The following is a 20832-nucleotide window of genomic DNA, read 5'->3' as shown; positions in this document are numbered from 1 at the left end:
ATGGCCTAGCTCGCCCATAACCGGCGTACAGAAAGGCGTAGCGCCGCGAAGCCGGGGCGGCGAGACATAGAATTGTTTTCATTAGCCGCTAGCTTGGATTAATTGTGCGCAGCCTCAGTCAAGGGATTCGTCCATGCAGCGATTCGAAAATGCCCGCGAGGCAGCGCTGGCGCTGCGCCCGGACGATCCGATCTATTGCTTCCGCCCGCAGGTGCTGAAGGCGGATGCCAAACAGTTCATGGGCATGTTTCCCGGCAAGACCGCCTATGCGGTCAAGACCAATGGCGAGCAGATCGTGCTCAACGCACTGGTCGAGGCCGGCGTCAGCGCCTTCGATGTGGCCTCGCCCGGCGAATTCGCTGCCGTGCGCGCCGTCTCGCCGGACGCCGAGATGCTCTACATGCACCCGGTCAAGGCGCAGTCGGACATCAGGCTGGCGCTGGAAAAGTACGCCATTCGCGTCATTTCGCTCGACCATGAGGACGAAATCACCAAGCTGACCAGGGTGGTGCGGGCGCTCGACATCGATCCGGGCGCGATCACCGTGTTCGTGCGCATCCAGACGAAAGGCTCGGCGGCCTACGAACTGTCGAAGAAGTTCGGCGCCGGACCGGCCAATGCGGTGGAACTCGCCGAACGGCTGAACCGGACCGGCTACAAGGTCGGGCTGTGCTTTCATGTCGGCAGCCAGATCGAGGATCCCGACACCTATGAGCGGGCGCTGGCCTCCGCCGACTGGGTGCGCAACCGCGTCGGTTTCGACATTGCCGGGCTCGATGTCGGCGGCGGCTTTCCGGCCGAATATGGCCATGACCCGAACAGCCGCAAACCGGAAATGCCGTCGCTCGGCCAGATCATGTCGCGGTTATCGGGCGACCTCCAGGAGTACCAGTTCGACCAGATGCCGCTGGTGGCCGAGCCCGGCCGGGTGATCGTGGCGCGCTGCCTGTCGCTGATCGTGCGCGTGCTGCTGCGCAAGGGCAAAAGGCTCTACATCAATGACGGCATCTGGGCGTCGCTGTCGGATTCCTGGACCGGCAAGATCACGCTGCCGGCACGCTTCATCCCCGATCCCGCGATCCGCTCGCGCAATGGCGAGGACAAGACCATCGTGCCATTCAAGGTCTGCGGCGCGACCTGCGATTCCGTCGATATATTGTCGCGGCCGTTCTGGCTGCCCGAAACCGTCGATACCGGCGACTGGATCGAGATCGGCCACATCGGCGCCTATTCGCTGTCGCTCCGGACACGGTTCAACGGCTTCTATCCCGACACCTTCGTCGAGGTAGCAACGCCATTCGACGAAGGCGATGCGCCGCAGGGGTTTGCCAGCCTGGAGACGATGGCGGATTAGTTGATGGTGAATAGCGAATAGTGAATAGTGAATAGTGAATAGTGACTGGAAGTAGTTCTTGCGTTCCGTCCGCTTCGGTGAATTGTCACCATTCACCATTCACCATTCACCATTCACCATTCACCATTCACCATTCACCATTCGGCCCGCGTAGTCAGGCTACTCCGCCGCCGGCCTGGATGTTCTCGCCGGTCAGCCAGCGAGCCTCGTCGGAAGCCAGGAAAACCGCGACATCGGCGACGTCGCGCGGTGCTCCGATCCGGCCGAAGGGCGACATGCCGGCGGCCACGGCCCGGTCCCGCTCCGGAAGCAGGTCGGTGTCGGTGAAGCCCGGTGAAAGCGCATTCACGGTAACGGCACGCGGGCCGAGTTCGCGCGAGAGGACGCGGACGAACTGCTCGACGGCTCCCTTGCTGCCGAGATAAAGCGCCGTCTGCGTGAAGAACATCCTGGTTCCACCGGTGGAGACGGCAATGATGCGGCCACCGTCGCGAACGCGGCGCGCCGCTTCCTGAAGCGTGAAGAAGGTGCCCTTGGCATTGGCGCCGAAGACGTGATCGAAGTCCGCTTCGGTGGCCTCGACGAGCGGCTTTATGACGGCGACACCGACATTGGCGACGACGATGTCAATCGGCCCCATCTGCCGTTCGGTTTTGTCGAACAACTTGCGAATGTGGAGGATGCTGGAGACGTCCGCTTGGATGGCGACGGCTTTTCCGCCATTCCCTTCAATGGCGGCAACGACTTCCCTGGCTGCCTTCTCGTTGCCGACATAGTTGACGACCGCGGCAGCACCCTTGGCCGCGAACCCCTCCGCGATGGCGCGTCCGATGCCGCGCGAGCTACCGGTCACAAGTGCGGTTTTGCCTTCAAGTGGACGATGCATGGCTGTTCCTTCGTCTGACTACGGTCGCCTCGATCGAGCGGCGTTCCGGGGAAAAGCTAGGAGCATGCTATTGCTCAGAGAATAGCCTATTATCTAACTGACTTGTTAAGCCTGAGGTACATAATGCGAGGAAGCGAGTTTTCCGAACTCACGGCATTTGCAACAATTATCGAAGAGGGCAGCTTTGTCCGCGCCGCGGGCAAGCTCAGGATTTCGCCTCCAGCACTCAGCCAGACGATACGCGGGCTGGAAGAGCGTCTCGGTGTCCGCCTGCTCAACCGCACAACGCGCAGCATGTCGCCGACCGCTGAGGGCGAGAAGCTGTTTGCCCGCATCGCATCGGCATTCAGCGAACTGGAAGGGGCCGTCGCGGACGCTCATGCATCACGCGGCCGGCCAGCAGGCTCGCTGCGCATCAATGTTCCGCGCATCGCCGCCACGCGTTTCATCGCGCCGATCCTCGGCGATTTCCGCCGCGCCTATCCCGATATCGCCCTCACAATCATTGTCGACGACATGCTCACCGACATCGTCGAGGGCCGCTTCGATGCCGGAATCAGACTGGGTGAGCGGCTGCACAAGGATATGGTGGCGGTGAAGCTCAGCGAGGAGCTCGAGATGGCTGCAGTGGCGGCGCCGAACTATCTGGAGCATCACCCGATACCCCGTCACCCCGCGGACCTGCATCAGCACCAGTGCATCAATTTCCAGTGGCCGAGCGGCGGCAATCTCTACCGCTGGGAGTTCGCCCGAGGCCAACGTGCCCTGGAAGTGGCCGTCAGCGGTGGCCTGACGGTCAACGATACGGACCTGATGATCGGGGCGGTTCTGGATGGGGTCGGCGTGGCTTACATGCTGGAATACCAGGTCCGGCCGTGGATCGAAGCGGGAAAGCTAATCCGTGTTCTCGAAGCCTGGTCGCCGAGATTTCCGGGTTTTTATCTATATCACGCAAGTTCCCGGCAGGTTCCCGCGCCGCTGCGAGCCTTTATCGATTTCCTGCTTGCCTAGCAGTGATGTGAAAATAGTGAATAGTGAATAGTGAATAGTGAATAGTGAATAGTGAATAGTGAATAGTAGTAGCTCTGGTGTTCAGTGCGGCTCCGGTGCTATTCCATTTACAATTCACAATTCACAATTCACAATTCACAATTCACCATTCACAGTCTCGCCAGCAGCTCGAGCGTCGGCCAGCCGTCGACCGGCAGGCCCAGCCGCATCTGCTCCTTGCGGATCGCTTCGCGGGTGTTGGTGCCTAGAATGCCGTCGACGGTGCCGACGTCATAGCCTTTCGCCTCGAGCTTGGTCTGTAGCGCCTTCATCTGGTCGCCGTTGAGGCCGGGTTCGGGGTTGCGCGGATCGAATCGCGGCGCGCCCCCCAGCCGGGCGGCAAGATTTGCCGCGGTCAGGGCATAGGTGAAGGATTGGTTCCACTCGAGATAGACGTCGAAATTGTCGTAGGTGAGGAAGGCTGGCCCGTTGCGACCCATGGGCAGCGCCAGGCCGGCCTTGAGGCCGTTGTCGAGAAGCGGCGTGCCGTCGGGCCTGGTAACGCCCCACTGGGTCCATTGCGTCAACGGCAGCTTGTTGGTGCGCCCCGTTTGCTCCCACGGCAAATCGTCGGGAACACGGACTTCCTCGATCCAGGGCTGGTCGCGCTTCCAGCCACGCGACTGGATCTTGCTGGCCGTGCTCATGATCACGTCCGGCGCGCTGCCGCGCAGGTCGACCAGGCCATTGCCGTCGCCGTCGACGCCGTGACCGAGATAGTCGGAAGGCAACATCTGCGTCTGGCCGATCTCGCCGGCCCAGGCACCGGTCACGTCGGCCGGCACCACGCCGCGATCGATCAGCATCAGCAGCGGCACGATCTGCGGCCGGAACAACTGCGGGCGGCGGCAGTCATGCGAGAGGCTGACCAGTGCGTTCAGTGTGTGGAAATCGCCTTGCACGGCGCCAAAATCGGTTTCCAGGGCCCAGAAAGCGGCGATGACCGGCGCCTGCACGCCGAATTCGCGATCGGCGCGGGCAAAGATCTCGGCATACTTTTGCAGGTTGGCCGCACCTTGCTTCAGCCGATGCGACGAGATCATGCGGTTCGAGAATTCGATGAAGGTCTGGGTGAAGACGCCCTGGGCGCGGTCGCGTGCCAATGCCTTCTCATCGAGGGTGGCGTTTTCCAGCGCATCAAGGCCGGCAGCGCCGACGCCCGCCGCCCTGGCCTCCGCCGCCACGCCCTGCTTCCATGCCTCGAAATCGCCGCCGCATTGCTGTGCCGCGGCCGGCACGGCGGTCAGGAGCAGCGCCGCGAGAAATCCAAAGCGCGATCGCATCGCCATCCTTCCGAGAAGATTACCAGCGGTTGCGGGCATTCGTCATTGGCTGTGTCGAAAAGCAGGCGGCAGGCCTGGTGTCAACGGGTGTTCTGCCGCAACCACTCCTTCCACGCGGCTTCGGAGCCGTTGAAGACGTTGATGTCGGCGTTTCCGGCCATGCCCGGCACGACGCCCGTTCCGGTATACTGCCAGAAGGTGAAGGGATGGCTGCCGTATTTCTGGCGCGGATGCCCGGCGACGGAGCGCAGCCAGTAGGGGTAGCCGGGGAAGCCCGATAAACCATTATCTTCGAAGAAGTCGACCGACGTATAGATGATCGGCTTCTTGCCGTAGTGTTTTTCGACGATTTCGAGGAATGTGCTCATCTCGCTGCGTACCGTGGCGGGATCGGGCCGCAGCTTGCAGGTCGGCGATTTCGGGTTCCATTCCATGTCGAGAACCGGCGGCATCGCCGAACCGTCTTTGGGCACGTTCTGGATGAACCAGCGCGCCTGGGTAGCGGCGGGCGTGCAAAAGTAGAAGAAATGATAGGCGGCGCGGGGGACGCCTGAGGCCTTGGTGCGGCTCCAATGCTCGTTGAAAGCTTCATCGAACCGGTCTCCGCCTTCGGTTGCCTTGATGAAGGCGAAAGAGATGCCGCTGGCCCTGGCCGCCGGCCAGTCGATCGAGGTCTGGTATTTGGAGACGTCGGTGCCGTGGACGGCATAGCTCCACGGTGCGCCGCTGTCCCATTCATGCGGGTCGGAATCGGCAAAACGCGGCGCGCGTACCGCAACCGTCGGGGCGCTGGATGACGACAGCGATGGCGTCAGATCCTCGACCGTCGAGCAGGCACCAAGCAGCATCAGCGTGATGAGGACCGCGAAACGGCGCATCGCTACTTCCCGAGCCGGTTTCAGCCGGCCGCTGATGGGTCTTTCCGCGGGTGGCCCCTCGACCGGGCGCGGCGTGTCTGAAACCGACTTACGCGATGCGCCTTGATCTTCGTTTCATGCGTTCCCAAACCGTTGCGCGGTTTTGGGACGCACGCATTCAAGCCCCGCCGGACGGTCACCCCACAGGATCGCCCGGTCTGTCCCAAGCGCGTCGCTTCGACGCGCTTAGATCTCTGTCTATGCATGTCCTTGTCCCAAAACCGCTGCGCACTTTTGGGCGACATGCACCTGTGATCGCCGATCATGGTTGATATTCGGTTGACGGCGCTCGACAAGAGCCGCGATTTTGCCGAAACAATGGCGGCAAATCGATGACGTAGATCGAGCGCGCCGGGGGAACTCAAAATGCAGATCCTTTTGAAGTTCGTCAAATGGCTGCTCGGCCTGGCTGTGCTGGCCGCCGCGGTACTCGCCGGCTGGCTGTATTTCGCCCCGCCGGCACTGATCCGCGTTGGTTCCGGCTATGCGGCCAAGATCGTCTGCTCGAACGTCTTCATTGCAGGGCGAGATGCCGACGACGTGCTTGCCGTCGATGTGCAGGCGCCGGGTCATCCATTGCTGAAGCTGATGAGAGTGTCGGTCGACAAGGAGGAGGGAACGGTTTCGGCGGGCCTGTTCGGCGCGCTCGGCAAGAGTGTCGCGGTTGCGCGCGACGGGCTCGGCTGCGCCTCGGTTCCCGACGGCGATATTGCCGCCGCCGAGGCTGTCGCGGGAGCTGCACCGACGCCGGCGCCGCTGCCCGATGCGATGTGGCCGGAAGGCGACGATGTCGGTGCCTCGCAGGATCCAGAGGTCGCGAAAGTCCTCGACGATCCTTCAATGACCGGCGCCGGGATGCGGGCGGTGGTGGTGGTCAAGAACGGCCGCATCGTCGCAGAGCGCTATGGCGACGGCTTTTCCGAAAAGACGCCGCTATTGGGCTGGTCGATGACCAAGACGGTGAATGCGGCGATCGTCGGCACGCTGGTGAAGGACGGCAAGCTGGCGATGACCAACCAGGGTCTGTTCGGTCCCTGGAAGGGAGATGGCCGCGCCATGATCAGCCTCGCCGACATGATGGCGATGTCGAGCGGGCTGGAATTCAACGAGGATTATGGCGACGTCGCCGATGTAACGCGGATGCTCTATCTCGAACCGGACATGGCGGGCTTTGCCGGATCCAAGCCGCTGACCGGCGAGGTCGGCAAGGTGTTTTCCTATTCGAGCGGCACGGCGGTGATGCTGTCCAGGCTGTGGCAGGACGCAATCGGCGACAAGGACAAGGCACTGGCCTGGCCGAGGACCGCCCTGTTCGATCCGCTCGGCATGCAGAGCGCTGTGCTTGAAGCCGACGAGCACGGCACCTTCGTCGGCTCGTCCTATCTCTATGCCACGTCACGCGACTGGGCGCGCTTCGGCCAGTTCCTGCTGCAGGGCGGCGTCTGGAACGGCAAAGCGATCCTGCCCGCCGGCTTCGTCGACTGGATGCGGGAACCGGCAACTGCCTCGAACGTCTACGGCAAGGGACAATTATGGATCGAAGGGCCGGGCGACGAGGAAAACCCCGGCGCCGGCATTGCCGTCGGCCTGCCCAAGGACACCTATTGGATGGAGGGGCATGACGGACAAACGGTCGCCATCATCCCCTCGGAGCAACTGGTTGTGTTGCGGCTCGGGCTGACGCCGGCCAGGCTCGGCTACCGGCCGCAGGCGATGGTAGCGGCGCTGGTCAAGGTGCTGCATTAGGCTGTATCGATATTCAGGTGATGCCGGCCTGCAAACGGCGGTTTCCTGCGCTTCCGGTGCTCACGTACCCAAAAGTACGCTCCGCTCCGGTTCTCGGAACCCACCGTTTTCGACTCGGCCTGACCTGAATCTCAACACATCCTGGCTATCGACTGGGGCCGACCACAGCGAGCCAGGCATAGCCGCGATAAAGCGTTTGGAAACGGAAGCTTGCGCCAACTCTTGCAGATTCCGAATCCAGAACCGCGCGCAGCGATTGACGTGGCTCGACATGGAATTTTTTCAGCCAGCCGCGCAGCAGCGTGCGGAACCAGCCGGGCAGGGCTTCCTGCTGGCCAAAATCGACGACATGCAGCGAGCCGCCAGGCGACAGGGCAGCAAGAGCCGCGGATACCGTCTTCTCCCAGCCGGGGATCATCGACAGCGAATATGAGACAAAGACGCGGTCGAAACTTTCGACGCCGAACAGCGCCTTTGCGTCGAAATCCGTGGCATCGCCGCGCTCCAGCGTGACGCGACCGGAGAGGCCTTCGCGGGCAAGGGCGGCGGTGGCCGTCTCCAGCATCTCGGCCGAAATATCGAGGCCGAAGAAGCGCGCGCCGGGATAGCGGCGGGCGGCGAGGATGATGTTGCGGCCGGTGCCGCAGCCAAGCTCGAGCACGGTGCCGCCGGCCGGCACATCCAGTTCGGCGATAAGCCGGTCGCGGCCGAGCAAATAGTATTTGCGGGTCAGGTCGTAGATGTGGCGCTGCCAACGATAGACGCCGTCCATCAACTCGGCATGGCTGGCCGGCAATTCGGTCGCGCTCATGCGCCGTGCTTCACGTAGAGATGGAAGCCGCCATAGATGGCCGAGCGATCGCGGGCCGAGTACTCGCGCGAGGCGTCGTTCTCGTAGCGCCACTGGTCGAGCAGCGAATTCGAGACGCGGCCGGGCAGCAGGCTGGGTTCCGCCGCGGTGCGGAAGATGACGCGGGCGCCGGTGGAGGCGGTTCGGGTGATCTCGGCCCACAACCCGTTGAGCTGGTCGTCGGTCATCCAGTCCTGTGCATCGAGCAGCACGAAGCGGTCGACCGAGCCGGCATCCTTGCCGGCAAGGAACTCGATCAGATTGGCGTGGTGGATGGCAACGCGATCGACATTGTTGCGGATCGTCTTGTAGTTGCGCTTTTCGAGATAGGCGGGCAGGGCGGCCTCGCCCGGATTAGGGTAGCGGCGGGCGAAAGCCTGCCAGGCGAAATAATTGGTCTTCAGCGGAAAATCGCAGGCGAGCTTTTCCAGTCGTGCCTTCAGCACGCTGGCCATGGTGCCGTCACCCGAGGTGATCAGCGAATCGTACTGGGCCGGCGGAATGCCGAGGCCGAACAGCGAAGCCTTTCGCGATGTCGCCCATTTTAGCAGCGGTTTTTCGAAGACCGGCGCCAGCTCTTCGTCGAAGAAGCGGCGCTGATCGGCGATGCTCTTGGCGTCCATGATGCCGGCCGGGTCGACACCGAAGAATTTTGCGGTGCGGTGGCCCATGGCGATGAACAGGCCGAGCAGGCCGGTCTGGTAGAAATTACGGTCGAAGACGGCGATGCGGCGACGGCCGCGCCAGTTGCGGCGCTCCCAATAATGGCGGCTGACCGGGTCGAGATGCGGTGCGATGAAGCGATCGTAGGCCTGCGAATTGTGCCCGGTCCCAGCCGCGCCGAAGAAACGGAACAGGTCGCCCTGCGACGGCAGGTGACGCACCGCTGCGAGCTTCATGCGGTTCAGCGCAATATGCGCGGCGTTGAGGTCGACGGCGTCGATCCTTTCCGGCGACCGGGTGAGATAGGCGAGGATGTTACAGCCGCCAGACGCGATGGTGACGATACGGTGGCCCGTCCCGAGCTGCATCGCGTCCATGTCGATTTCGGGGTCTTCCCAGATCTGCGGGTAGACAAGGCCGGAGAACAGGAAGGCAAACAAGCGCTCGGAGATGCCGGCTTTCGACAGCGGACGGTTCTGGTAGACGGCCTTGCCGACTTCCTTGCCGCGGCGAAAAACCAGTTCCCCAGAAATGTCCGTCATGGCAAGGCGATTCCCCGTTTGCTTTGCCGCAAGCGGGTAGCGCAGGGTCATGACAGGCCAGTGACAGCCGGAGGCATCGAGAATTCTACTCCGGTGGTCATCTGGTGCGGTTTTCTGCGCTTCCGACGCTCACGGACCCAAATGTCCGCTCCGCTTCGGTTCTCGAAAACCACCCCACCTGACTCGCGGGAGCGAATTCTGGCTGCCTCCTCTAGGAGCGGCCAAATCCGCCGGGGGTCGGCGTCGTCACGATGACCGCCTCGCCGGCGTCGAGCACGGTCTGGTCGCAGGCCTTCAGGACCTCGACGCGGCCATCCTTCCGGCGGACCTTGGTCGAGCCGACCTCGCCATCGCCGCCTCCGTCCAGTCCCTGCGGCGGGCGGTTGCGATGCGAGGACAGGATCGCGCATTCCATCTTTTCGAGGAAGCGGATGGTGCGCTTGGTGCCGTCGCCGGCATTCCATTTGCCTTTGCCGCCGGAGCCTTCGCGGATATGGAAATCCTCGAGCAATACCGGGAAACGCAGTTCCAGCACTTCCGGATCGGTCAGGCGCGAATTGGTCATATGGGTGTGGACGCCGGAGGTGCCGGCAAAGCCGCGGCCGTCGTTCATCCGGCCGGCCGGCGAGCCCGAGCAGATCGTCTCGTAATACTGGTACTGCTTGTTGCCGAAGGTGAGATTGTTCATCGTGCCTTGCGCATTGGCCAACGCCCCCATCGCCCCGAACAGCGCGTTGGTGACGTGCTGCGAGGTCTCGACATTGCCGGCGACGACTGCCGCGGGATAGGCGGGCTTCAGCATCGAGCCGTCGGGAATGATGATATTGATCGGCCGCAGACATCCGGCATTCATCGGGATGTTGTCTTCGACCATGACGCGGAAGGCATAAAGCACAGCTGCTCGGGCGACTGGCTCTGGCGCATTGAAATTGTTCTTCATCACCGGCGACGTCCCGGTGAAGTCGACGGTCGCTTCGCGCTTCTCCCGGTCGACCGATATCTTCACCTTGATCTTTTGGCCGGTGTCGGTCGGATATTCGTATTCGGAACTGTCGGGCAGCCGCTCCAGAACGCGGCGCACGCTTTCGGCGGCATTGTCCTGGACGTGACCCATATAGGCTTCGACCACGCCAAGGCCGAAATGCGCGACCATCTTGCGCAGCTCGGCGACGCCCTTTTCGTTCGCGGCGATCTGCGCCTTGAGGTCGGCGATGTTCTGGTGCGGATTGCGCGCCGGGTAGGGGTGGTCGGTGAGCAGCGTCTCCAGGTCCTTCTCGCGGAACCGGCCGCGATCGACGATGCGGAAATTGTCGAACAGCACGCCTTCCTCGTCGACGGTTGTGGCAAGCGGCGTCATCGAGCCGGGCGCCGTGCCGCCGATGTCGGCATGGTGGCCACGCGAGGCGACGTAGAAGAGGATTTCCTCCCCCCTTGAGGGGGAGGTGCCGCCGGAGGCGGCGGAGGGGGTCGCTGCGGCAGTGCTCGACGCACTTGTGGTGCCTTCTGAGAGGACCCCACCCGGCCGCTTCGCGGCCACCCTCCCCTCAAGGGGGAGGGAAAACACCGGCGTCACCACGGTAATGTCAGGCAGATGGGTGCCGCCATTGTAAGGTGCGTTGAGGGCAAAGACATCGCCGGGATGGATGTCGCCGGAGTTGAGCCGGATGATGGTCTCCACGGAGCGGTCCATCGAGCCGAGATGCACTGGCATATGCGGCGCGTTGGCGACCAGCGCGCCGTTCCGATCGAAAACGGCGCAGGAGAAATCGAGCCGCTCCTTGATGTTGACGGAATAGGCAGTGTTTTGCAGCGTTACGCCCATCTGTTCGGCGATCGACATGAACAGGTTGTTGAAGACCTCCAGCATCACCGGATCGGCTTCGGTGCCGAGTGCGGCGTGCCGGCGCTTCTTCTCGACGCGCCGCATCAATACGTGGTCCTTGGCGGTGATCTCGGCCTGCCAGCCCGGCTCGACGACAATGGTCTGGTTCGGCTCGATGATCAAAGCGGGGCCGGCGATCTTGTTACCGGGCTTCAGCGTTTCGCGAGGGAAGATGCCGGCGTCGCGCCAGACGCCGTCGACAAAGATTTTCCGGGTCCCGGAAGAACTTGCGGCCACGTCTTCAACAACTGAATCGCCTTCGTCGCGGCCGGTGCCGCCGGTATCGGTACCTTCGACGCCGACCGATTCGACGATCATCGGCTTGTCGTCGTAGACGAAACCGAACTGCGCCTTGTGCGCCAGTTCGAAGTCCGCCTTGGCCTGCGCAATCGAGCCGTGCCCAAAGTTCACTGGCAGCGCGGTATCGGTGCCGTCGTATCGGATCTGCAGCACCGGCTTCGAGGCGACCGCGTCTTCGCTGATGCCTTGCGCAGCGAGTTCGTCGATGACGGCTTTGCGCAGCGTTGCGATGAGTTCATCGATTGCTGGCTCGGAATCTTCCGCCAGCGGCTTCAGCAGCGCCTGCTGGCGTGACGCAAATACAGAGGACAGGCCGATGCCGTATGCCGAGAGCAGGCCAGAGAACGGATGGATCAGCACCGCCTCCATGCCAAGCGCATCGGCGACCAGGCAAGCGTGCTGGCCGCCAGCGCCGCCGAAACAGTTCAGGAGGTATTCGGTGACATCGTAGCCGCGCTGCACCGAAATCTTCTTGATGGCGTTGGCCATGTTTTCGACGGCGATGGTGATGAACCCTTCGGCGACGGTTTCCGGCGAGCGGCCGTCGCCGATCTCGGCGGCAAGGGCCGCGAATTTTTCGCGAACCGTCTGCACGTCGAGCGGTTCGTCCTGGCCCGGTCCAAAAATAGCCGGGAAGAACTCGGGCTGCAGCTTGCCCAGCATGACATTGGCGTCGGTGACGGCCAACGGGCCGCCGCGCCTATAGGCGGCCGGGCCGGGATTGGCGCCGGCCGAATCCGGCCCGGCGCGGAAGCGGCCGGCCTCATAATGCAGGATCGAGCCACCGCCGGCGGCGACCGTGTGGATGCGCATCATCGGCGCGCGGATGCGTACGCCGGCGACCTCCGTGTCAAAGGCGCGCTCGTAGTCGCCATCATAGTGCGCGACATCGGTGGAGGTGCCGCCCATGTCGAAGCCGATGACCTTGCCGAAACCGGCGAGTTTTGCCGTCTCGACCATGCCGACGACACCGCCAGCCGGGCCGGACAACAGCGCATCCTTGCCTTGGAACATGTCGGCGGCGGTGAGGCCGCCCGACGACATCATGAACATGAGGCGAGGGCTTTCCCTCCCCCTTGAGGGGAGGGTGGCGGCGAAGCCGCCGGGTGGGGTCGGCTCGACTGGGTGCGACACTCTGGCGGTGCCTTCTGAGATGACCCCCTCTGGCTGCTGCGCAGCCATCTCCCCCTCGAGGGGGGAGAGGGCACCCAGTTCCTCCGCCACCTTCTGCACATACCTTGCCAGGATCGGCGACAGATAGGCATCGACCACCGTGGTGTCGCCGCGGCCGACCAGCTTGATCAGCGGCGAGACCTCGTGACTGACCGAGACCTGCGAGAATCCGAGCTTTCGACAGACTTTGGCGACCGCCTTTTCGTGCTCGGGGTGTTTCCAGGCATGCATGAAGACGATTGCGACCGCATCGATGCCGTCCGCCTTGGCCTGTTCGATGGCAGGACGCACGACGGCGATGTCGAGCAGGCGCTCGACACTGCCGTCGGCGCGAACCCTTTCGTCGATTTCGACGACACGCTCATAGAGCTGTTCGGGAAGGATGATCTGCTTGGCAAAGATATCGGGCCTCGCCTGATAGGCAATCCTCAGCGCATCGCGGAACCCTTTGGTGATGAGCAGCAGCACGCGGTCGCCCTTGCGCTCGAGAAGCGCATTGGTGGCGACCGTGGTGCCCATTTTGACATCGCCGATCAGAGCGGAGGGGATTGGGGCGCCGGGCTGGACGCCGAGCAGTTCGCGAATGCCCTGGATGGCAGCATCGGCATAGGCTTCGGGATTTTCCGAAAGGAGTTTCCTGGGATGCAGCCCGCCCTCGGGGTCACGGCCGATGACGTCGGTGAAGGTACCGCCGCGGTCGATCCAGAAATCCCATTTTGCGGTCATTGCAGCGCCTCCGGGCATTTTCATTTATGCATCCTGTTAATGCTCGACGCTTTGTACGGCCAAGCGCTTGATGTTACACGCGGAAACGCAACGTTACGAAACTCATCATGAGCTGATGCATTGTGCCCTCGATCGTCGCCGGTAACGGTGGCGTGATTAGAGGAGAGATATCATGAAGAAACTCATTCTTGCGTCGGTGTCGGCGCTTGCGTTGCTTGGCCTTGCCGCCTGCAGCAACAGCGGCACCGACAACACCACGACGCAGAGCACCAACCCGCCGGCATCCGACCAGACGATGAAGCCGGCCGCTCCTGACGCAAACAAGCCTGCCGAGCCGGCGCCGGCGCCCGCTCCTGCGCCGGCTGCCCCTGCGCAGTAGTCAATGTGACAAACCAAGAAAGGCCGGCTCACACGCCGGCCTTTCTGCTGCTTACGATATCCGCGCCTCGCGGCCGAGTGCGACGATGCTGGTAACCGCACGCGAAAAGTACCGTCTCGCCCCTTACGTGCCGCCGAAACGACGGCACCAAGGCGCAAATCGCCGGGCTCATTGCTTGCGCGCCGCGGCTGCCCTCTGTGGATTTTCCACGGGTGAGCGCTAGCGCCCGCCGCCGCAGCAGGAATTGCGTCAAATCGATTGGGCCAGCCCCCGCGGCACTGTCTTGGCTTGATAGCGATGGGCGGTTGGTCCTATGAAGCCCTCATGTCGATTTGGGACCGCCTCGGCGACTTCGTCACACGCGTTTCATCTTCAGCGTCGTCAGGCGTCGCCGAAGTGGTCGAGGCCGTGCGCACGGTTTTCTCCGGCGATGCCGATCTGCGCCGGCGCGTCGCCTTCTCGGTGGCGATGATCGCCCTGTCGGCCAAGATGGCCAAGGCAGACGGCATCGTCACGCAAGACGAGGTGCGCGCCTTCCAGGACATATTCGAGGTGCCGAAGGAACAGAGGCGCAATGTGGCGCGGCTCTACGATTTGGCCAAACGCGACATTGCCGGTTTCGAGACCTATGCCGAGCGGATGGCGCAGCTTTGCGGTTCGGGCCATTCGAACTGCCTGATGCTGGAGGATATACTCGACGGGCTGTTCCACATCGCCAAGGCCGACGGGCTGGTGCATGAGCGCGAGGGCCAATTCCTGCATCGCATCGCCGAGATCTTCCGCATCGATGAGGCGCATTACCAGAGCATCCTGGCGCGGCATGTCGATCTGGGTGCCGCCGATCCTTATGTCGTGCTCGGCATCGAGCGTGGGAAGCCGTTCGAGGAGGTCCGCAGGCGCTACCGCAAGCTGGTCTCCGACAATCATCCGGACCGGCTGATCGCACGCGGCCTGCCGCAGGAATTCATCAAGATCGCGACGACCAGGCTGGCGGCGATCAACGCGGCCTATGAGATGATCGAGCGAGGCCTGCGGCACGCATGAGCGGCTTTCCGCCCGACGAGCCGAGCGCCGAGGTCAGGGTATCGCCGAATTTCGGACCACGGCGCGGGACGCTCGGACCCGATATGATCGTGCTGCACTACACCGGCATGGCGACCGGCGCCGGTGCCGAGGCATGGCTGTGCGATCCGGCAAGCGAGGTCTCGTCGCACTATCTGGTCCATGAGGACGGCCGCATTGTTCAGATGGTAAGGGAAAGCGACCGCGCCTGGCATGCCGGCAAGAGCTCGTGGTTCGGACAGAGCGACGTCAACTCCTGCTCGATCGGCATCGAGATCGTCAATCCGGGGCATACGCTCGGCTATCGCAACTTTCCAAAACCGCAGATCGACGCGGTGATCGGCCTGTGCGCCGGGATCATCAAGCGCCATTCCATTCCGGCGCAGCGGGTGCTCGCCCATTCCGACGTGGCACCGGGGCGCAAGGTCGATCCGGGCGAGAAATTCCCATGGAAAATCCTGTTCGCCGCCGGTGTCGGCCATGTTGTGTCGGCAGCACCGATCCGGCGCGGCGCCGTGCTGAAGCCAGGCGATACCGGCGCCGAGGTCGAGGCGCTGCAGTCGATGCTGGCGCTCTATGGTTATGGCGTCGAGATCACCGGCGCTTTCGACCGGCAGACCGAAATCGTGGTCGAGGCATTTCAGCGGCATTTCCGGCAGCGCCTGGTCGATGGCATGGCTGACGGATCGACGATCCGCACGCTGGAAAGGCTGCTCGCTTCCGCAAGGATAGCCTCTCTCAAATAGTCTTTCCCAAGCTTCAAAGTTACAATCTGTTACCCAAAGTGACTTGCCTCGCCTTCTTTGGCGCCAATTCGGTCGTCAAAGGCGATCCGTACAGATTGTCGGACCTCTATCCCCCAGATGTTCCGATGTTGATTGAGGGTATCTGCGCGAAGTTCTTTGTGCAGATCAAACAGAACAGGATCACATGCAGAAATTGACCGTTTTAACGGCAGCCATTGCTGCCGGCGTAATGACTTTTGCCTTCAGTGCAGCGAACAGCGCACCGCTGAGCCAACGGGCCGATCAGGGCTTCAGTGCCGCAGCCGGCAAAACCGCCACGCCGAAAGCAACCCGTGGTACGAAAGTAGAGAAGACCGCCACCGCAAAAGTGGAAAAAGCGGCCGCGGTAAAGACGGAAAAGCCAGCCTCCGCAAAAAAGCCAACCGCTGCGAGAAAGACAATCTCCAAACAGCATGTGAAGCGTAACCGCAAACGCATCGACCACATGGCAACGGCGTCGGTCGCTCCGAAAAGCAGGCCAGCGCCCCAGGCGGCGGTTGTCGGCGCCAGCGGACAGTATTCGGCGATCATTGCGCGTTATGCCGCCAGCTATGGCGTCCCGGTGTCGCTCGCCAATGCCGTAATCAAGATCGAGAGCAACTACCAGCCGAACCAGGTCGGCAGCGCCGGCGAGATCGGCCTGATGCAGATCAAGCCGGCGACGGCAAGGATGATGGGCTATAGCGGTTCTGTTCAGGGTCTCTACGATCCCGATACCAACATCAAATACGGCATGAAGTACCTTGCCATGGCGCGGGATCTCGGCGGTGGCACGACCTGCGGCACGATCCTGAAATACAATGCCGGCCACGCCGCCACACGGATGAACCCGGTGTCCGCAGCCTATTGCGGCAAGGTCAAGGTGCAGCTGGCAGCACTTGGAGCGCCCGCCTGACAAGCGATAACTTGCTTTTTCGTTTGCGTTTTCGGGCCTGAACCCCTTTATACGCCTTGCCAGCTGGCCGGGCGGCCGCACCCGCGAAGCCGAAAGGCTGCGGGTGAGGAAAGTCCGGGCTCCATGGAGACACGGTGCCGGTTAATGGCCGGCGGGGGCGACCCCAGGGAAAGTGCCACAGAAAGCAAACCGCCACGATCCAATCGTGGCAAGGGTGAAAGGGTGGGGTAAGAGCCCACCGCGCGACTGGCAACAGGAGCGGCACGGTAAACCCCACCGGGAGCAAGACCGAATAGGGGCGGTGCGAGGGGAAACCCTCGAGGGCTGTTTCCGGCTCACCGTCCGGGTAGGTTGCGTGAGGCGTATGGCAACATGCGCCCAAGATGAATGGCCGCCACGTTCTCGCCCCGTAAGGGGCGAGGGCCATACAGAACCCGGCTTACAGGCCAGCTGGCAGTTTCCCGAACAAAAAGAAATCTCCTGATATCAGCAGGTTGCGTCTTCGGGCGCAGCCGCTGATTCACTTTTCGACCCGGCAATCCCGCGCGACATTCCTTGAAAATGGTGCGATTAAATCGTACCATTTGGATGGCAGTACTGAGGAGCGCGTCATGGGCCAGGTCGATAAACGCAGCATCACGCTGTCGCCGGAACTGGCCGCGGCGGTCGACGACGTGGTCGCCGCCGGCGAATATGCCTCGGCAAGCGAGGTGATCCGCGACGCGCTGAGGCAATGGAAGGATCGGCGCGACCTGCTCGGCTACACCGTCGAGGAATTGCGCAGACTGGTGCAGGAGGGGATCGACAGCGGGCCGGGGCGGTTTGCGTCGATCGACGAAATAAAGAGCGAAGCGCGGAGACGATTGAAACCCGACAGCGCGGCATGAATTTGCTGGCCGGCGCAAGATCGACGCCGGCGATCTGAATTCGTGATTGCCGATTCAGCCCCCGATTGCGTCTAGCGACGCCTCGATCGCCTGCCAAAGCTCTTCCACCGGCTCGCAGCCGATCGACAGGCGAACGAAACCGGGCGGAACGGCATCTCCCCTCTTTGATCGCCGTTCGGCCGAGGTGTGTACGCCGCCGAACGATGTCGCTGCCTGCATCAAGGCGCAGTTGTTGATGAAATCTTCGGCCTTGTCCTCCGAGGCGAGCACGAACGAGATGAGAAATCCGAAGCGCTCCATCTGGGCGCGGGCAAGATTGTGCGATGGGTCGCTCTCCAGTCCCGGAAAGCGCAAGCCGCTGATCGCGCGATGGTTTTTCAGCCGTCGCGCTATCATTTCGGCGGAAGCGCACATGCGGTCGAAACGCACCTCCAGCGTTTCGAGGCCGCGATGCACCAGCCATGCCTCGAACGGCCCGGGGATGGCGCCCGACGTCTCGCGCCAGTCGGTCACCCTCGAGATAATGTCCGCGTCGCGGCTGGCGACATGGCCGAACAGCACATCGGAATGGCCGTTTGGTGCCTTGGTGTCGGCGGCAATGACGATATCGGCGCCGAGATCGAGCGGGCGCTGGCCGAAAGGCGTCATCGTCGTGTTGTCGACCACAAGCACCGCGCCCGCTTTGTGCACGGCTTCGGCGACGGCTGCGATGTCGCATATGTCCAGTCCTGGGTTGGCGGGCGTTTCGACGAAGGCAAGCCGATACCCATCGAAGCCGCCGTCGAGGAAGCTCGATGTCGGCCGGATATCATAAGCTACGCCGAAGGATTTCAGGAAACGGTCTGCCAGCGCTCGCGTCGTATGATAACCGTCGGACGGCAGCAGGATACGGTCGTCGGCTTTGAGCAGACCGAAAAATACCGCCGAGATGGCAGCCATCCCCGAGGGAAAGGCAACGCATGGGGCGTCTTCCAAATGCGCCAGCATGTGCTCGACCGCATCCCAGGTCGGATTGCTGAAGCGGCCATATTGATCGAAGCCGGTGGCGTCGCCGGGCGCATGAAAGATGGCGGCCATCGTCAGGGGCAAGGGGATGGGGTCGCCCTTGGCAAGCCTGCCGCGACGCAGATGGGGAAGTGCCGCGGCGCGCGACTTGGCTGTTTCGGACATGGTTTCAAACCTCGTTACTAACCGGAAAAGAAGATGCCGAGGCTATGCGGGGCAGCGATCCGCAGCAAGCCGCCTCCGGTTGGACCACACGGCTCTAAACGCTTCGTTAGGCTTAATAGAGGATAAAGACCGGAGTGCCGTCAAAGCTGCTCTCCCCAGTCGTGGCAGGCGCGTTTTGAAGACTGTTCCCGTTGACGCCCATAACACCCCATGATATCCCATTCCGATACTCAAGCCTTCGTTCCGTGTCAGGGTGAAGCGTACGCCAATCGGGCAGCCGCGGCGGCTGCGCGTTTGCCTGCGTTCGCCCGTCATGATGAAGCGGGTTTTGGAAGTCGACCGGGGCGGGGCGGCGCGGACGGGAAGATGCAGAGGGGTGCGGCGGCGCAAGCGGCCGTAACGCGTAATGGACCGGTTTCTGTCGAACGCGGTGAACAGGATCGATGCGAAGGGACGGGTGTCCGTGCCGGCGCATTTCCGTGCCGTTGTGCAGAAACGCGGCTATTCGGAACTTTATGCGCTACGCTGCCTGGATCGCCCGGCGATGGATGTCGGTGGGCTCGACCTGCTCGATCGCTACGAGCAGCGTATCGCCCAGGAAGACCCGTTCCTGCAGACGGCGGACGACATGTCGTTCTTCTGCCATGGCGATGGAACGTTTCTGAAGCTCGACCAGGACGGCCGTATCACGATGAGCGATTTCATTCGCGAGCATACCGGCATTTCAGCGGAGGTGGCCTTCGTTGGCCGCGGCAATTTCTTTCAGATCTGGGAGCCGGGACGGCTCAGCGCCTATGGGACGGAAGCACGCGCCCGGCTTTTGCAGCTTCGGCAGGGCACGAAGTCCGGGGAGCGGCCGGAATGATGGCGGGCGACGGCGATGAAGTTCATGCCGTTGGCGGACCAGCCCGTCACATTCCGGTCCTCCTTGCCGAAGTTCTGGAGGCGCTGGCGCCGACAAAAGGCGAGGTGATCGTCGACGGCACGTTCGGTGCCGGCGGCTACACCAAGGCCATTCTGGCAAGCGGAGCCTCGGTCGTCGCCATCGACCGCGATCCGGATGCGATCGCGGCGGGGCGGGCCCTTGAACAGCAGTCCGGCGGCAAGCTCAGGCTTGTCCAGGCACCGTTCTCCACGCTCGACGAGCAGGTTGAAAGTGCCGATGGCGTCGTGCTCGACATCGGCATCTCCTCCATGCAGATCGACCAGCCGGAGCGCGGCTTTTCGTTCCGGGCCGATGGACCGCTCGACATGCGCATGGCGCAGGCGGGCCTGAGCGCCGGCGACGTCGTCAATACCTTCAAGGTGGGCGATCTTGCCCGCATCTTCGGTTTTCTCGGCGAGGAACGCCATGCCGGGCGCATCGCCCGCATGATCGAGAGCCGTCGCGAAAAACGCCCCTTCGAGCGCACGCTCGACCTTGCCGATGCCATCGAGACGCATATCGGTCGCGCGCCAAAAGACAAGATCCATCCGGCCACCCGCGTTTTCCAGGCGCTGCGCATCTTCGTCAATGACGAACTCGGCGAACTGGCCAAGGCACTGTTTGCCGCCGAGCGCGTGCTGAAACCGGGCGGCCGGCTTGCCGTGGTGACCTTCCATTCGCTCGAGGACCGCATCGTCAAGCGCTTCATCGCCGACAGAGCCGATTCAGCCACCGGATCGCGGCATCTGCCCGAGGCGCAGGCGCGCACCGCCACCTTCACCAAGAAGGGCGGCGGCGTGACGCCTGGCGATGCCGAGATATCGGCAAATCCGCGGGCGCGCTCGGCAAGGCTGCGCGCTGCGATCCGTACAGAGGCGCCGGCCCGTGCCGGCGATTTTTCGATTTTCGGCCTGCCAAAACTGCCTGGCCCAAAGCTTCCCGGCGCCGATCGACCGGGAGAGAGGTGAGCACGTGTTTCGTACCAGCGACATAGTCCTGATCGCCGTCATGGTTTCGGCAGCTGCCCTGACCTACAAGACCAAGCGCGAGGCCGAGGAGCAACTGGCGGCAGTGCACAAGATCCAGGCGCAGATCCGTTATGAAGAGGACACGATCGACCTGCTCAAGGCGGACTGGAGCCTGCTTACCCAGCCGTCGCGCCTGCAGAAGCTCACCGAAATCTACAAATCGCAACTCGGACTCGAGCCGGTCAACGCGCGGCAGATCGTCGGGCTGGACGATCTGCCGGCGAAACCCGTCAACATCGAGGACCTTTCATCGCAGCGGCTGGGTGGCATGGCCGATGTCGGCGGCAAGGATCCCGTGGTGACCGGAGGCATCGTCCAATGATCACCGG

General features: G+C 62.8%; 18 protein-coding genes and 1 other RNA gene. 12 read left to right on the top strand and 7 right to left on the bottom strand.

Annotated features, from left to right (window positions below; translation table 11 throughout):
- Positions 1-133: 133 nt before the first annotated feature.
- Complete coding sequence (locus NKH70_RS16000; protein ID WP_023721223.1) at positions 134-1354, top strand: alanine racemase; 1221 nt, start codon at positions 134-136, stop codon at positions 1352-1354.
- 154 nt (positions 1355-1508) lie between these two features.
- Here NKH70_RS16000 and NKH70_RS15995 read toward each other — a convergent pair whose 3' ends face one another.
- Positions 1509-2240 (bottom strand): SDR family oxidoreductase, encoded by a 732-nt coding sequence (locus tag NKH70_RS15995; RefSeq protein WP_353025612.1) that lies wholly within the window; start codon positions 2238-2240, stop codon positions 1509-1511.
- A 123-nt stretch (positions 2241-2363) separates the two neighbouring features.
- Here NKH70_RS15995 and NKH70_RS15990 point away from each other — a divergent pair, with 123 nt between their 5' ends.
- Positions 2364-3251 carry a LysR family transcriptional regulator gene (locus NKH70_RS15990; RefSeq protein ID WP_352912747.1) on the top strand — a complete coding sequence of 296 codons (888 nt, stop codon included), beginning with the start codon at positions 2364-2366 and terminating at the stop codon, positions 3249-3251.
- A 149-nt stretch (positions 3252-3400) separates the two neighbouring features.
- On the opposite strand, the gene NKH70_RS15985 is transcribed toward NKH70_RS15990, so the two are convergent.
- Both NKH70_RS15985 and NKH70_RS15980 read right to left on the bottom strand, forming a co-directional pair.
- On the bottom strand, positions 3401-4573 hold the full coding sequence (locus tag NKH70_RS15985) for a lytic murein transglycosylase (RefSeq protein ID WP_352912748.1): 1173 nt from the start codon (positions 4571-4573) through the stop codon (positions 3401-3403).
- Positions 4574-4653: 80 nt separating this feature from the next.
- Positions 4654-5451, bottom strand: coding sequence for a glycoside hydrolase family 25 protein (locus NKH70_RS15980; protein ID WP_352912749.1), 798 nt, complete (start codon positions 5449-5451; stop codon positions 4654-4656).
- A 405-nt stretch (positions 5452-5856) separates the two neighbouring features.
- Between NKH70_RS15980 and NKH70_RS15975 the strand changes: the two genes are divergently transcribed.
- Positions 5857-7236 carry a serine hydrolase domain-containing protein gene (locus NKH70_RS15975; protein ID WP_352716839.1) on the top strand — a complete coding sequence of 460 codons (1380 nt, stop codon included), beginning with the start codon at positions 5857-5859 and terminating at the stop codon, positions 7234-7236.
- Positions 7237-7381: 145 nt separating this feature from the next.
- On the opposite strand, the gene NKH70_RS15970 is transcribed toward NKH70_RS15975, so the two are convergent.
- The 3 genes from NKH70_RS15970 to NKH70_RS15960 form a co-directional block, all read right to left on the bottom strand.
- Positions 7382-8047 carry a class I SAM-dependent methyltransferase gene (locus tag NKH70_RS15970; protein WP_352912750.1) on the bottom strand — a complete coding sequence of 222 codons (666 nt, stop codon included), beginning with the start codon at positions 8045-8047 and terminating at the stop codon, positions 7382-7384.
- Positions 8044-9342 (bottom strand): BtaA family protein, encoded by a 1299-nt coding sequence (locus NKH70_RS15965; RefSeq protein ID WP_352716835.1) that lies wholly within the window; start codon positions 9340-9342, stop codon positions 8044-8046. Before NKH70_RS15965 ends, NKH70_RS15970 begins: the two co-directional genes overlap by 4 nt.
- Positions 9343-9502: 160 nt before the next feature.
- A complete protein-coding gene (locus NKH70_RS15960) occupies positions 9503-13372 on the bottom strand; it encodes a hydantoinase B/oxoprolinase family protein (protein ID WP_353025625.1) in 3870 nt (1289 codons plus the stop codon).
- A gap of 172 nt (positions 13373-13544) precedes the next feature.
- On the opposite strand from NKH70_RS15960, the gene NKH70_RS15955 reads away from it, so the two are divergent.
- From NKH70_RS15955 to NKH70_RS15930, 6 genes are all read left to right on the top strand, one after another.
- The gene (locus NKH70_RS15955) at positions 13545-13751 is read left to right on the top strand and encodes a hypothetical protein (protein WP_023676780.1); all 207 of its coding nucleotides are present in this window, start codon (positions 13545-13547) and stop codon (positions 13749-13751) included.
- Positions 13752-14075: 324 nt separating this feature from the next.
- Positions 14076-14795 (top strand): TerB family tellurite resistance protein, encoded by a 720-nt coding sequence (locus NKH70_RS15950; protein ID WP_352716832.1) that lies wholly within the window; start codon positions 14076-14078, stop codon positions 14793-14795.
- Positions 14792-15559, top strand: coding sequence for an N-acetylmuramoyl-L-alanine amidase (locus NKH70_RS15945; RefSeq protein ID WP_352979861.1), 768 nt, complete (start codon positions 14792-14794; stop codon positions 15557-15559). Before NKH70_RS15950 ends, NKH70_RS15945 begins: the two co-directional genes overlap by 4 nt.
- A 184-nt stretch (positions 15560-15743) precedes the next feature.
- The gene (locus tag NKH70_RS15940) at positions 15744-16493 is read left to right on the top strand and encodes a lytic transglycosylase domain-containing protein (protein ID WP_352716828.1); all 750 of its coding nucleotides are present in this window, start codon (positions 15744-15746) and stop codon (positions 16491-16493) included.
- A 59-nt stretch (positions 16494-16552) separates the two neighbouring features.
- An RNA gene (gene rnpB, locus NKH70_RS15935) (RNase P RNA component class A) lies at positions 16553-16951 on the top strand.
- Positions 16952-17104: 153 nt separating this feature from the next.
- On the top strand, positions 17105-17380 hold the full coding sequence (locus NKH70_RS15930) for a type II toxin-antitoxin system ParD family antitoxin (RefSeq protein WP_352716826.1): 276 nt from the start codon (positions 17105-17107) through the stop codon (positions 17378-17380).
- A gap of 54 nt (positions 17381-17434) precedes the next feature.
- Here NKH70_RS15930 and NKH70_RS15925 read toward each other — a convergent pair whose 3' ends face one another.
- Positions 17435-18550 carry a cystathionine gamma-lyase gene (locus NKH70_RS15925; protein WP_352912752.1) on the bottom strand — a complete coding sequence of 372 codons (1116 nt, stop codon included), beginning with the start codon at positions 18548-18550 and terminating at the stop codon, positions 17435-17437.
- 406 nt (positions 18551-18956) lie between these two features.
- Between NKH70_RS15925 and mraZ the strand changes: the two genes are divergently transcribed.
- From mraZ to ftsL, 3 genes are read left to right on the top strand one after another with little or no spacing between them, the layout of a single operon-like run.
- The gene (gene mraZ / locus NKH70_RS15920; protein WP_352912753.1) at positions 18957-19415 is read left to right on the top strand and encodes a division/cell wall cluster transcriptional repressor MraZ; all 459 of its coding nucleotides are present in this window, start codon (positions 18957-18959) and stop codon (positions 19413-19415) included.
- Positions 19412-20443 (top strand): 16S rRNA (cytosine(1402)-N(4))-methyltransferase RsmH, encoded by a 1032-nt coding sequence (gene rsmH, locus NKH70_RS15915; protein ID WP_352465153.1) that lies wholly within the window; start codon positions 19412-19414, stop codon positions 20441-20443. Before mraZ ends, rsmH begins: the two co-directional genes overlap by 4 nt.
- Before the next feature lie 4 nt (positions 20444-20447).
- Complete coding sequence (gene ftsL / locus NKH70_RS15910) at positions 20448-20825, top strand: cell division protein FtsL (RefSeq protein WP_292662860.1); 378 nt, start codon at positions 20448-20450, stop codon at positions 20823-20825.
- Positions 20826-20832: the final 7 nt, after the last annotated feature.

Origin of the sequence: Mesorhizobium sp. M0991 (genome assembly GCF_040318915.1) — a bacterium.
Taxonomy (GTDB): domain Bacteria; phylum Pseudomonadota; class Alphaproteobacteria; order Rhizobiales; family Rhizobiaceae; genus Mesorhizobium.
The sequence above is the reverse complement of the archived record's forward strand: the minus strand, read 5'-3'. Positions and strand labels throughout refer to the sequence as shown.